Origin of the sequence: Tardiphaga alba, assembly GCF_018279705.1 — a bacterium.
GTDB classification, from domain to species: Bacteria; Pseudomonadota; Alphaproteobacteria; order Rhizobiales; family Xanthobacteraceae; genus Tardiphaga; species Tardiphaga alba.
Map to the genome: position 1 here is coordinate 4,232,681 of NZ_CP036498.1, position 13,226 is coordinate 4,245,906.

Annotated in this window: 10 protein-coding genes; 1 reads left to right on the top strand and 9 read right to left on the bottom strand. The window is 62.4% G+C overall.

All coding sequences use genetic code 11. The features are described 5' to 3' along the window. Nucleotides 1–45 precede the first annotated feature (45 nt). The 4 genes from hpnE to RPMA_RS20300 all read right to left on the bottom strand — a co-directional run bounded on the left by hpnE (nucleotide 46) and on the right by RPMA_RS20300 (nucleotide 3,473). Complete coding sequence (gene hpnE, locus RPMA_RS20285; RefSeq protein WP_211909470.1) at nucleotides 46–1,296, bottom strand: hydroxysqualene dehydroxylase HpnE; 1,251 nt, start codon at nucleotides 1,294–1,296, stop codon at nucleotides 46–48. Next, complete coding sequence (gene hpnD, locus RPMA_RS20290; protein ID WP_211909471.1) at nucleotides 1,296–2,138, bottom strand: presqualene diphosphate synthase HpnD; 843 nt, start codon at nucleotides 2,136–2,138, stop codon at nucleotides 1,296–1,298. The genes hpnE and hpnD overlap by 1 nt, the downstream gene beginning before the upstream one ends. Beyond that, nucleotides 2,135–3,013: a squalene synthase HpnC gene (gene hpnC / locus RPMA_RS20295; protein ID WP_211909472.1), complete on the bottom strand. Its 879-nt coding sequence runs from the start codon at nucleotides 3,011–3,013 to the stop codon at nucleotides 2,135–2,137. The genes hpnD and hpnC overlap by 4 nt, the downstream gene beginning before the upstream one ends. 217 nt (nucleotides 3,014–3,230) lie before the next feature. Then, nucleotides 3,231–3,473 (bottom strand): cysteine rich repeat-containing protein, encoded by a 243-nt coding sequence (locus RPMA_RS20300; RefSeq protein ID WP_211909473.1) that lies wholly within the window; start codon nucleotides 3,471–3,473, stop codon nucleotides 3,231–3,233. Between the two features lie 474 nt (nucleotides 3,474–3,947). Between RPMA_RS20300 and RPMA_RS20305 the strand changes: the two genes are divergently transcribed. Then, on the top strand, nucleotides 3,948–4,448 hold the full coding sequence (locus tag RPMA_RS20305) for a hypothetical protein (protein WP_211909474.1): 501 nt from the start codon (nucleotides 3,948–3,950) through the stop codon (nucleotides 4,446–4,448). An 87-nt stretch (nucleotides 4,449–4,535) separates the two neighbouring features. On the opposite strand, the gene RPMA_RS20310 is transcribed toward RPMA_RS20305, so the two are convergent. From RPMA_RS20310 to RPMA_RS20330, 5 genes are all read right to left on the bottom strand, one after another. Then, nucleotides 4,536–6,899, bottom strand: coding sequence for an efflux RND transporter permease subunit (locus tag RPMA_RS20310; RefSeq protein WP_211909475.1), 2,364 nt, complete (start codon nucleotides 6,897–6,899; stop codon nucleotides 4,536–4,538). Nucleotides 6,900–7,106: 207 nt separating this feature from the next. Beyond that, complete coding sequence (gene eutC / locus RPMA_RS20315; protein WP_211913749.1) at nucleotides 7,107–7,865, bottom strand: ethanolamine ammonia-lyase subunit EutC; 759 nt, start codon at nucleotides 7,863–7,865, stop codon at nucleotides 7,107–7,109. A 34-nt stretch (nucleotides 7,866–7,899) separates the two neighbouring features. After that, entirely contained in the window at nucleotides 7,900–9,492 is a 1,593-nt protein-coding gene (locus tag RPMA_RS20320; RefSeq protein ID WP_211909476.1) for a B12-binding domain-containing radical SAM protein, read from the bottom strand. A 188-nt stretch (nucleotides 9,493–9,680) separates the two neighbouring features. Beyond that, nucleotides 9,681–11,063 (bottom strand): ethanolamine ammonia-lyase subunit EutB, encoded by a 1,383-nt coding sequence (locus tag RPMA_RS20325; RefSeq protein WP_211913750.1) that lies wholly within the window; start codon nucleotides 11,061–11,063, stop codon nucleotides 9,681–9,683. 47 nt (nucleotides 11,064–11,110) lie between these two features. Continuing rightward, complete coding sequence (locus tag RPMA_RS20330) at nucleotides 11,111–12,634, bottom strand: UxaA family hydrolase (protein ID WP_211909477.1); 1,524 nt, start codon at nucleotides 12,632–12,634, stop codon at nucleotides 11,111–11,113. Nucleotides 12,635–13,226: the final 592 nt, after the last annotated feature.

Below are 13,226 nucleotides of genomic sequence, written 5' to 3' on the forward strand. Positions count from 1 at the left end.
TCTCCGTAACTCGTGACACTTGGGGTGCCTGAACCGCGCTTTGGTTCAGGCCTTTCCGAGTGCCATGTCGGCGGCGCGATCGCCGGAGCGGATCGAGCCTTCGATGGTGGCGGGCAGACCGGTATCGGTCCAGTCGCCAGCCAGGAACAGGTTCTTGAATTCAGTGCGCGTGCCCGCGCGCAAAGCGTTCTGCGCGGGCGTGGCCGCGAATGTCGCGCGACGCTCGCGGACGATCTGCCAGGCGGGCAGCGGCGCCTTGATATTCGAGACCTTGCAGATCTCGTCCCAGATCTGTTGCGCGAACTCTTCACGCGGCACGTTTACAAAACGGTCGGCATTGCTGATGGTGATCGACAGGCGATTGTGGAAGGCGAACAGCCATTCCACGATGCCGCCGACGACACCGATGAGCGGCGCATGGCCGGCGGGCGGAACGTAATTGAAATGCGCATTGACGATGGCGCGCATTTCCGTCGGCGTCTTCACGCCGGGCAGCAGGTTCTTCGCCGACCACGCCGGCACAGCCATCACCACGACGTCATCGGCGCCGAGCGCGATTACATCGCCCTCGCCGAACTTCAATTCGCTGACGCGCTCGCCGGCCATCGTGTAGCCGCGCAGCTCGTGGCCGAAATGAACGCCGGCGCCCTTCTTGCGCAGCAGCTCGATGGCGGGCTCGACCAGCACGTCGCTGAGGCCGGAGCGCGCAATCAGCGGACGGCATGCCTGCCCGCCAGCCAGCAGCGTTTCGCGCACGATGGCGCCGGCAAGACCGGCCGAACCTTCCGGCGGATCGACATTGAGCGCGGCCAGCAGCAGCGGCTGCACGAGGCGATCATACAGAACACCTTCGCATTTGATGGTGTCGCCGACGAGTTTGTCATTGCCGGCCCAGATCAACGGCGTCAGCGCAAAGTAATCGCCGACCGACGTGTCGGGCACGCGACGCGAGGCATCGAACAGCCAGGTCGGGATCCGGCCATCGCCGAGATCGAGCTGCCAGTGCTTGCCCGTCTTCACATCGGCGAAGGCAAACTGCGCACGCGCTGGACCGACGAGACCTGCTTCGGTCCCGATCGATTTCGCGTAATTGATGACATGGCTGTTGCCCGACAGGACAAGATGATTGCCGTTGTCGATGGTCAGCCCGGTCTGCGCATCGAAATAGGAGCGACAGCGACCACCGGCCTGCTGCGTGGCTTCATGCACATGGACCTGATAGCCGGCATCGCTAAGACGAACGGCAGCGGCGAGGCCGGACACACCGGCGCCAATGATATGAGCGGTTTTGGACATCAGATGATCGCGTATCGCAGCAGGATCGCTATCTTGGAGGCCTTGCCGAGACGAACGGGATCGCGCGGCAGAGCAAAGCCGCGTTTCACCAGCAATTCCAGGATGGCGTGGTAGTATTTCGACATGATCCGCGGCGCGCGCACGGCGCGGCGCTTGTTACGGGCCATGATCTTGTCGGACTCTTTGAAATGCTCCTGCGCGCGACGCACCAGCGGCGCAGCGACTTTCGGCAGCGCCTTCTCCTTGATCACCACCTGCGGATCGCTGGAGGTGATGCCGGCGTGATAGAGCAGCTCGCGTGGCAGATAGAGACGGCCGAGCGTCGCGTCTTCATCGATGTCGCGGAGAATATTCGTGATCTGCAGCGCGCGGCCGAGATGATGCGCGAGCAGCACGCCATCTTCGTCGGGCATGCCGAACACCTTCACCGACAGCCGGCCCACGGCGCTCGCCACGCGATCGCAATAAAGATCGAAAGTCGCTTCATCCGGCGCGCGGATGTCAGCGGGAATGTCCATCTCCATGCCGTCGATGACGGCGAGATAGTCTTCCTTCAGCATGCCGAAGCGCTTGATCGGCTCCACATAGTCGCGCACGCGCGGCGGCGGATTGCCGGCATAGAGCGCCTCGATGTCCTCGCGCCACTGCTGCATCTGGCTGAGACGCAGGTCGCGCGCTTCGAAGGAGTCGGCGATGTCATCGACCTGACGGCAGAAGCTGTAGATCTGGAACATGGCGTCGCGCTGTTCGCGCGGCAGGATGCGCATCGCCGAATAGAACGACGAGCTCGCGGCAACGCCCTGAACTTCTGATGTCTCGGTCTGGGTGTTCATCTGATTCATTTGCCTGCCGCCGGGCGTGAGAGTGGCGCAGAAGTGGTGGCGCGGCGCCACAGGCAGCCCGCCATGGCGGCAAGCGCGTAACCGGCCATGCTGCCTTTCGAGAGATGCACCTTCTCGCTCAGCGGATCGTGCACCCGCAGCAGCTTGGAGATTTCCCAGGCGAACTTCTCGATCACCGCGATATTGCAGGCGAAGCGTGTGTCTGCCATGTGCACGGTCAGGCTGTCGCCCTCGCGCAGCAAAGCCTCGTTGCGGGCAACGAGGTCGCGCAGACAGGCCAGCAATTCCGGCGAAGACTTCGGCTTGTCCAGCGCTTCGACGCTGACGCCGTGACGTCGCATGATGTCCTGCGGAAGATAGACGCGATCGAGATCGCGATAATCCTTGGCGCAATCCTGTAGGTGATTGTTGATCTGCAGTGCCGCGCAGATCGCATCGGAAGCCGGCCAGGTCGCTTTGTCCTCGCCATGCACTTCGAGCATGAAACGGCCGACAGGCATGGCCGAGAACGAGCAGTAGTGGATCAGTTCGTCCCAATCGGCATAGCGCAGCTTGGTGACGTCCATCCGGAACGCCGTCAGCAGATCCAGCGCATGGCGCGGGGCCATACCGCGCTCGGCAAAGGCAGCGCGCAGGGTGTTCGCCTCAACCTGCTCATCGTGCTGGCCGAGCAGACCGGTCTCGAGCTCGTCCAGCATGCTCAGCTTCGTCGATGCATCGAGCAGCGCATGGTCGGCGATATCGTCCGCCGTCCGGACGAAATTATAGAACGCCAGAATCAGCGCCCGGTGGCGCTTGTGGATGATCCAGGACGCGACCGGAAAATTCTCGTCGCGATCGGTCTTGCCGGATCGCAGCTCGCTCGCAGGGGTCATCAATCTGGGCTTCGTTCAATCAGGACTGGGGTGAAAACTGGGGGCCGCCACGGTCCGGGAATACCGGCAGCGAGACGCCGCTGCGCCTCATATAGGCCAAATCGGCCAGCAAAACCAATGCCAATGTGCCAGCTGCGGCCGCGGCAGACGCCGGGCCGGAACACCTTTCCGGGAGGCCTGCGGCATCAGCCACAGGCCTTATGCGCAGGAAGAACGCTTACTGGCCGTGGCTGACCAGCACGGCATTGCAAGCCTTGCTGATCTTGGGACGATTTTCCTTCAGGCAGGACAGAATCACCAGATCGCCCTGATCCATCACGTTGCGGCAGAGCTTCTGCACATCGCGCGAGCAAGCCTTCTGTTCGGCTTCGGTACCGCCGCGGCCTTGCATTTGCTGGGCCAATGCGCCGGTCGAGGCAGATGCGGTGATCACGGTCAAAGCCAGGAGAAATTTACGCATTGTCTTCCTTCAATATAGCGAACGGGAGTCAGCCCGCAGGGTCAATAGCACAATCATTAACGTTCGCACCTGCGGAGCGATCCAGACGGACAGTTCTCTCCTCACATTCATTCGAAGGGATGCAAGCGAGACACAGGGCGGTAACCCACAAAGCTGGAGAATGCGGCCAAACGTTGCAGCGGTACCGCCGAAATCTGCGTGATCGCGTCGATGGACGGCCGCGCATTGGCCTGTGGATGCCGTAGCGCGTGTAGGCTTGTCGCACTGCTACTGTATTCACAGCCGATCGATTACGGATATGTTTCAAGGAGGAACTCCAAAACGGAGTTGGGGCGCGGCACGCGATCCACCAACGGTCGGACTGCGGAATTGAACCTGATCTGACGGCTGAAACACTCACAATCGATAGATGACGGCACCATATTGCCGGCACGACGCATAACCCACGACGCATAACCCTTGGGGACACGATATATGACGTTTCATTCTGCCCAACTGCTCGGACACGCCCTCAAGGCTGCAGGCGCCGGCGCATTGCTGATGCTGTCCGTTTCCGCATCCCACGCCCAATCCGGCCCATTTGCGGGCTTTGACGGTAACTGGACCGGGACCGGAACCGTGACCATGTCGGACGGATCGACGGAGCGCATTCGCTGCCGGGCGAGCTACAAGGTCGGCGGCGGCGGCAGCGCCCTTGATCAGAGCCTCCGCTGCGCCAGCGACAGCTACAAATTCGATCTCGCAGCGAACGTGACCAGCCAGGGCAACAACGTCTCCGGCAGCTGGAGCGAAGCGAGTCGCAATGTCTATGGCAACCTCAACGGCAAGGCCGGTGGCGGCCAGATCGATGTGTTCGTCGAAGCAGCCGGCTTCGCCGCCAACATCACGCTGACCACCAAGGGCAACAAGCAGAACGTCTCGATCACCTCGAAAGGCGAAATCCGCGGCGTGGCAATCAGCATGACCAAAGGCTGACCCGTTTACCGATCATTCAAATAAAAAGCCCCCGGATTTTCCGGGGGCTTTTTTTGTACATCTTGCTTTCGCAGCTGCGGACTATCTCTATTCTTTCGCCAGCGTCGATTTGCCCGTCAGCTTCTGTTGCAGCTGGATGAGCCACATGGAGGTCGGGCGCAGGATGAAGAGGTCGGCGGCCAATGCCGCCACCATCGAGAAGGCGCTGAGCCAGCCGAACAGGCGCAGCGACGGCAGATCCGAGAACACCGTCACGACGAGGCCGCAGGCCAGCACCACGGTGGTGAGGATCAGCGCTGGGCCGACCAGTACGGTGGCGCGCTCGACGGCAACGGCGGGGTCGGTGCCGGGTGTATCTTCCAGCCGCAGACGATTCAGGAAGTGAATGGTCGCGGACAGGCCGAGGCCGAAGGAAATGGTGAGCGCCACCACGCTGGCGAATTGCAGCCCCTCCCCGAGCAGCCACAGCACGAAGCCCGACAGCACCACCGGGAAAATACCCGGCAGGATGCAGGCCAGCATCACGACCCAAGACCGGAAAGCGAGGCCCATGAACACGGCCACCAGGCCGAATTCAATGGTGAGGCCGTGATTGAGCTTGCTGATCATCGAGGCGCTGTTACGCGCGGCGATAGCCGACAGACCCGTCACTGCGATCTCGTAACCGGGATGCTCCTTGCGCACGCTGTTGAGCGCATCATCGAGCTTGTCGACCACCGGCAGGATCTGGCTGGCATCGCTGTCCGGCACGCGGCCGGACACCACCACCGCCGTCTTATCCGCCGAGATGAACCGGCGCACCAGATGCTCCGGGATCACATCGACATATTCCTTCAGCGTCGCCACATCGGTGGAGCCCGCCTTCTCCGCCAGCCAACGGCGCAGCGTTTCCAGCGACCACACATTGCCGACACCCGACGTCTTCTCCACCATCGCATGCACCTCGGCGATGGTCTTCAGCGTCTCCGCCGAATACAGGTCCTGCCCCTTGGGAAATTCGATCAGCACGTCGATGGGATTGGCGCCGGTGAGCTTGGCGTCGAGACGGCCGCTCGCGGCCACCGCCTGCTCCTTGTCCGGCACCTGATCGGCGAGACGGTAGCGCGGTTCGAGATTGGCATAGACCGCACCGAGCCCGACCACGACGATCAGCGAGATCAGGCTGAACAGGCCGGGACGGCCGACCATGCGCACCGCGATCCAGTAGCAGAAGGCGCGCAGCGCCTGCACGCCGGCATCGGCCGTCTGGAATTTGGCGGCAAAGGTCTTCTCGTTGCGCACCAGGAGGACGCCGAACACCGGCACCAGCGACAGCACCGCCAGCAGCGCGATGATGGTCGCGGCGAGACCGGCTTCGCCGAAAGTGCGGATCAGATCGGAATCCGAGAACTGCAGCGCCAGGAATGAAATGCTCGCGGTGCCATGGGTGAGCACGCAGGCCGGGCCGACCACGCGTACCGCATTGGTGAAGGCCGAATACTTGTCCTCGCCGGCGATCAGACGATCGCGCGCGGCAAAGGTGAGCTGCATGGAGTCCGCAAAACTGATCACCATGATCAGCGGCGTCATCACATTCAGGAACATGTTGAGGCTGAAACCAGCCCAGCCGAGGGCGCCGAGCGACAGCAGGATCGCCAGCAGCGGCGGGAAGGCCGCGATGATCATGAAGGAGATCTTGCGGAAGAAGATGATGGCGATGACGCAGCCGGCGAGAATGCCGATGATGTTGTACATCAGGCCGTCGCGCTCGACCGCGTTGCGGATTTCGAGCTGCATCACCGGCACGCCGGACAATTCCTTGGTGAGACCGGAATTGGCCAGATCCTCGTTCATGGTCTTGCGGATCTCGGCAATGACGCCTGACAGCTTGTTGTTGCTGACCACGGCCGGATCGAGCGACAGCACCACCAGCGCCAGCGTCCCGTCTTCCGACAGCAGCTTGCCGCGGATCAGCTCGTTCTGCTTCACCGTCTCGATGAACTGGTCATAGGCGGCGCCTTCGGGCAGCTCATTGGGGAACAGAGCCGCCGGCAACTTGCCGGGCGCAGGCGTCTGTCGCGCCGAGAAGATCGAGATCAGGCCACGGACGCCATCGACCAGCTGCATGTCGGTGACCAGGTCGCGCATCTTTTCGAGATTCTCGCGGGCCAGCAGCGTCTTGCCCTCGATCACCACCAGCACGTCGAATTCGGTGGACGGGAAGCGCTTCGTCACTTCCTCATACTGCTTGTATTCCTTGCTGTCGGAGCGAAACAGCTGGCTCAACGAATCGTCGATCTTGATGCGCTGGATGCCAAACACGGCGCCAATCACCAGCACCAGAAGGATGATGCAGGACAGGATCGGAGCCTTGACCGCGATCAGACCGATGCGCTCCAGGCCAAAAGCGATGCTGGACGGCCCACGCCCCAATTTCTTGATATCGGCGTCGTGGGAGCTGATGTCGTCCATGCCTTGTCCAGTCCTGTCACAGGCCGCAGCCTGGCTTTCGTCGCGGATCGCAATTGCGGGGGAACCAGCAGAGCCCTGCCGCCCTACCCTTTGAAAATACGCAGTAAATTTTCCCGCGAGGTGTAGCAGTTCTCGACAATGACTCGCAAGGCGACGCGGACGCACGCCCGCCTCGCCATCGCGACAAATCAGGGTGCAATAGCTGTCTTAGTCAGCATTCGCAGGCCCCGCCAGTTGCAGACCGCTTTCGTCCTTCAAGGCGATACCGGTGACGCCGCGCCGGAGGCCTTCACGTGCAAGCCACGCAATCTTGATCGCCGCTTCGTCGAAACCGAGGCCCGCCACCTGGATATTCGACACGCAATTGCGCTCCGCGTCACTCCGCCCCGGCTGCGGCGCGACGGTGAGATAGGCGCCGAGGCTTTGCGGCGCCGAGAGGCCGGGGCGCTCGCCGATCACCATGATCGTCATGCGCGCGTTAAGAAGAGCGCCGATCTCGTCGCCCAGCGCGACCCGCGCGCCCGTCGCAACCACCGGCGGACCGACCGTCAATCCATCCAGCCGCGGCAACAACGCCGCGACCAGCGAGATGGCATGCGCATTGACAGCGGCCGGCGACAAGCCATCGGCGATCACAAGCGCCACATCGCAGTTCTCGCCCACCCGGTCGAGAGCGCTTCGCGATTCCGCCGCAAGCTTGCGACCGAGATCCGGCCGCTTCAGGTAGTCAGCACGATCGGCAACCAGGCTCGATACGACCACCGCCGATCGCCCCAGCGCGTTCAATGCTGCTGCGATGGCTGCGGCTTCAAAAGGTGCATGGACGGCGTCGCGGGCACGGGCGTGATCGAGTGTGAAATCGAGCAGCGCCTGCGTCCTCAGGCTGGCACCGGCGCGGCCAAGCCCGACGCGTGCAGGAGTGAGCCGACGCAAATCGGCCAGCCCACCAATCGAAGGTGACGTCATGTCGCTGCGATCGCCCGTGACGTCATGAACCATTCTATTCTGCCGGCACCGCAGGCACGACCGCATCCTGCAGCTTGACGGAATAGTAGGATGCATTGGTCACGCCGCCCGAGGCGTCCCGGGCGAAGTTGATCAGGTGATGCGCGACCATGATCGACGAGATCAGATATTCGATCTCGCCGCGCGAAATGCGCTTGAACGCGAATTTCCAGAACGCCTTCTTGTAATCGCCGAGCACGCCGACCTTCCAGAAGATGTTGCGCAGCATCACCAGACCAAGGCGGATGTTTTTCGCCGTCAGCATGGCGCCGACCGGCGGCTTGATGCGGTGCGGATAGGTATGCGTGATCTGATACTCGAAACGCTCCAGCAGTTTCTCGGGCACATAGGCTGCCCCCATGGCGCGGCGCCAGCTGCGGACGACGTCTTCGTAAGGCAGCAGGAAATCGACGTTGGAATCGCGTCCCTCTTCCTCGTTGAGCCGCCCTTCCTTCTTCAGCCGATCCCAGAGCGGCGTCTGCGGCAATGCCTGCAGCAGATTGATCGTCAAAAGCGGGATTTGCGACGCATCGACGAAATCAAGCAGCGCCTGCCCGGTTTCCGGACGATCCGTGTCGAGGCCGAGAATGATGCCGGACACCACCTCCATGCCAAAGCTGTTCAGCACCTCGATGGATTCCATGATCGGAAGGACCATATTGTGGTCCTTCTTCATCGCCTTCAAAGCGACGGGATCCGGCGTCTCGATCCCGCAGAAGATGGTGCCGAACCAGGCATCGCGCATCAGCGCGAGGATCTCCGGCCGCTTGGCAATGTTCAGCGTGGCCTCGCAGGATAGGCGCAACACATAACCGGTCTTCTTCTGCCATTCGACCAGATGCGGCAGCAGATCAAGCGCAGCCTTGCGGTTGCCGATGAAGTTGTCATCGACGAAATAGACGGAGCCGTTGATGCCGCATTCCAGCAGCTTGTCGAGCTCGGCGGTAATCTGCTGCGGCGACTTCAAACGCGGATTGCGCCCGTAGAGGCCCGGAATATCGCAGAACTCGCACTGATACGGGCAGCCCGACGAATACTGGATGGAGCCGAGGAAATAGCGCGGGATATCCGCCAGCTCATAGGCCGGGATCGGAAATTCGGTCATGTCCAGACGATCGGCGGTCTTGAGCACGACCTGCCGCGCGGGACGCTTGGTGTCCTTCTCCAGAATGTCGATCAGCTGGTCGGTGGCGTCGCCGAGTTCGCCGATATGGAGATAATCGAAAGCGGGATAGTAATCCGGGCAGGACGACACCGACGGACCGCCGATGGCGACCGGAAGATCATAGGAATGCGAGCGGTGGCAGATGTCGTTCATCTGCGCGCGCTGGATGTGCATGCCGCTGACAAGCACCGCCTCGGCCCAAAGAAAATCATTAGGCGTCGCGTCGCGGATATTTTCGTCGATGAACCGGACCTCCCAATTCTCCGGCATATAGGCCGCGATCAGGAGCAAGCCCTGCGGTGGCATGAAGGCCTGGACGCCGTCGGTCAGGGGATAGGAATATTCGAACGTGCCGAATGACGAGGTGTATCGCGGGAAGACGCACAGGATGCGCCGAACCGTCTGCCTGCCCTCAGATCTCATTAAAAAAACCTCTGCGAATGCATCAGCGGTCCCCTCGCTGAACCCGTAATAACGTCGCCGAGATAAATCCGTTCCACTCCGTCGCAATGCCTCGGCGCGATCTAACCACGCGGGGCGAATCTGGGCCAGAAATTCTTCAATATTGTGACGCGCGGTGACGCGGACGTGATGCCGGCGCGCTCCGCCGCTCAGGCAATCAGTTGCGCGGCGATGCCCGGCAACAGGTCATTGCGCTCGCGGACACGCAGGTCGCTTCCCGCGATCCCGGCCTGCACCAGCCAGGCATCAAATTCCGGTGCGCGTTTGAGCCCGAAGAGGTCGCGGACATAGAGCGCGTCGTGGAAGGAGGTCGATTGGTAATTCAGCATCACGTCATCGGCGCCGGGCACGCCCATGATGAAATTGACGCCGGCAGCCGCCAGCAGCGTCAGCAGATTGTCCATGTCGTCCTGATCGGCTTCGGCATGGTTGGTGTAACAGACGTCCACCCCAAGCGGCAGGCCGAGCAGTTTCCCGCAGAAATGATCCTCGAGTCCGGCGCGGATGATCTCCTTGCCGTCATAGAGATATTCGGGGCCGATGAAGCCGACCACGCTGTTCACCAGCAGCGGCGAGAACGCCCGCGCCACCGCATAGGCGCGCGCCTCGAGGGTCTGCTGATCGACACCGTGATGGGCGTCCGCCGACAGCGCCGAACCCTGCCCGGTTTCGAAATACATGACATTATCGCCCACCGTACCGCGCTTCAGCGACAGGCCGGCGTCATGCGCTTCCTTGAGCAGCGCGAGGTCGATGCCAAAACTCTTGTTCGCCGCTTGCGTGCCCGCGATGGACTGGAAGACGAGATCGACGGGCGCGCCTTGCGCGATCAGGTCGATGGACGTGGTCACATGGGTCAGCACGCAGCTTTGGGTAGGGATAGCGAGTTTGACGATGACGTCATCGAGCAGCCGCACCAGCCGGCCGAGCACCGCGGGATCGTCGCTGGCCGGATTGATGCCGATACAGGCATCGCCGGCGCCGAGCAGCAGCCCGTCGAGCACCGACGCCGATACGCCGCGGATATCGTCGAAAGGATGGTTCGGCTGCAGCCGCACGCTCATGCGGCCGCGCAGGCCAATGGTGTTGCGGAAGCGGGTCACGACCTCGCATTTCTTCGCCACCAGGATCAGATCCTGATTGCGCATCAGCTTCGACACCGCCGCCGCCATTTCCGGCGTGACACCGGGCGCGAGCGCCTTCAGCACCTCAGGTGTCGCAGCATCGGACAGCAGCCAGTCGCGAAGGCCGCCGACCTCGAGTGATGCGATGGACGCAAATGCTGCAGCGTCATGCGTGTCTACGATCAGGCGCGTGACCTCGTCGCTCTCATAGGGGATGACGGCTTCGGTCAGAAATTGCCGGAGCGGGACATCGGCCAGCGCCATCCGCGCGGCGACCATCTGCTCGGCCGTCTCGGCTGCGACACCAGCCAGACGATCGCCGGATCGCGCCGGCGTTGCCTTGGCGAGGAGATCGCGCAGATCCGCGAAGGTGTAGGTCGTGCTGTCGATGCTGTGGCGATAGGTCATGCCGGTATTGTTGGTCATGACCGTCGCCGTGTCCACCGGCAGGGACGCTACATCGTGGCGCCCAGCACCCATGGCGCGAATTCTGCGCTGCCGACATCAAAACCCTCGCTCTTGGTGCGCTGGCCCGATGCGGTGGCGAGGATCAGTTCGAAGATACGCTGGCCGCATTCCTGCACGGTCTCGTCGCCATCGAGCACGGTGCCGCAATTGATGTCCATGTCGTCTTCCATGCGCTTGAACATCGGCGAATTTGTCGCGAGCTTGATCGACGGCGCCGGCTTGCAGCCGAACACGCTGCCGCGGCCGGTGGTGAAGCACACCATATTCGCGCCGCCCGCGACCTGCCCTGTGGCAGCGACCGGGTCGTAGCCGGGCGTGTCCATGAAGACGAAACCCTTCTTGGTGATGGTTTCGGCATAGTTCAGCACATCGACGAGATTGGTGGAGCCGGCCTTGGCCATGGCGCCGAGCGACTTTTCGAGAATCGTGGTGAGGCCACCGGCCTTGTTGCCGGGCGACGGATTGGCATTCATCTCGGCGCCCTCCCGCTCGCAATAGGCATCCCACCAGCGCATCAGGCCGACCAGCTTTTCGCCGACTTCGCGTGAGACGGCGCGGCGCGTAAGCAGATGTTCGGCGCCATAGGTCTCCGGCGTTTCCGACAGCACCACCGTGCCGCCATGGCGCACGAGCAGGTCACTGGCGGCGCCGAGCGCGGGATTGGCCGAGATGCCGGAATAACCATCGGAGCCGCCGCATTGCAGCGCCACGGTGAGTTCGCTTGCGGAGACTTCCTCGCGCGTCACCTTGTTGGAATCCGACAGCGCCTCCTTGACGAAGGCGATGCCGGCTTCCGTGGTCTTGCGCGTGCCGCCGATCTCCTGGATCTGCATTTCGCGCAGCCGGCCAGCGAGCTTCTGCTCCTGCATCAGACCACCGATCTGGTTGATCTCGCAGCCGAGGCCGAGCACGACGACGTGCGAAAAATTCACGTGGCGCGCATAGCCGCCGAGCGTGCGGCGAAGCAATGTCAGCGGTTCGTCCTGCGTCATGCCGCAGCCGGTCTTGTGGGTGAGCGCGACGACGCCATCGACATTCGGATAATCGGCGAGCGGATCGTGCCCGCTAAAAGGGTTTCGCTTGAACACGTCAGCGACGAGGCTGGCGACATGGGCGCTGCAATTCACCGAGGTGAGCAGGCCGATATAGTTGCGCGTGGCAACGCGGCCATCGCTGCGCTTGATGCCCATGAAGGTGGCCGGCAGATCGAAATTCGGTGTCGGCTTCACATCGACGCCGTAAGCATAATCGCGATCGAAATCGCCCATGCCGCAATTCTGCGTATGCACGTGCTGGCCGGGCGCGATCGGCTGGGTGGCGAAGCCAATGATCTGGCCATAGCGATAGATCGGCTCGTTCACCGCGATCGGCCGGATCGCCACTTTATGGCCGGCGGGAATGCGCTCCGATGTGGTGACGCCCTTGGTCACCTCGACGCCGGGCAGCAGCATGGTGCGCGCGATCAGCACGGCGTCGTCGGGATGCAGGCGAATGACGGGAGACGGAGCCATCTGGATTTCCTCGCGCGCTTGTTGTTTGGCCTTGGCCAACCTTGTTTGGAACGAGTCTAGCCCGTAGCCCGGATGAAGCGAAGCGTAATCCGGGGACCGGAGATATGCGGAAGCGCCGGATCCCGGATTGCGCTGCGCTTCATCCGGGCTACGAAATCCGCAGCAGACATGCGTCATTCCCCCTGTTGTTTGCGGCGCGGGGGCGCCGTCGTGCCTCTTGCCTTCCCACTCCCCCGAAAGAGGGCGCGCGGAACGCCGGGTGCCCGATGCACCCTTGGGCCTGACGCCAATGCCGTCTTCGGCATAGAGCGAAACGCCAGGACTTTCGGACCACGGGCACTTGCTACCTTGCCCGACGTTCCGCACGCGATGCTGCTTCCGGTTGCTTCGTACTCTCCCGGGTGCTGATTGGTCACCCTAGGGTTGAGTTTGTTTTTCAAGCCGGTTGACCTGAAAACCCTCGACCTTGCGTGCCTCTAGGCACGGGACGGCACGACTTGGCCGGCGCTCCGAGGCATCGTCGCCAGCGCCTTGGAAAGATGACTCACGGTGCTTGTGGCACCGCCCTGTCGCCCTCCCGCCGCGCCTGACG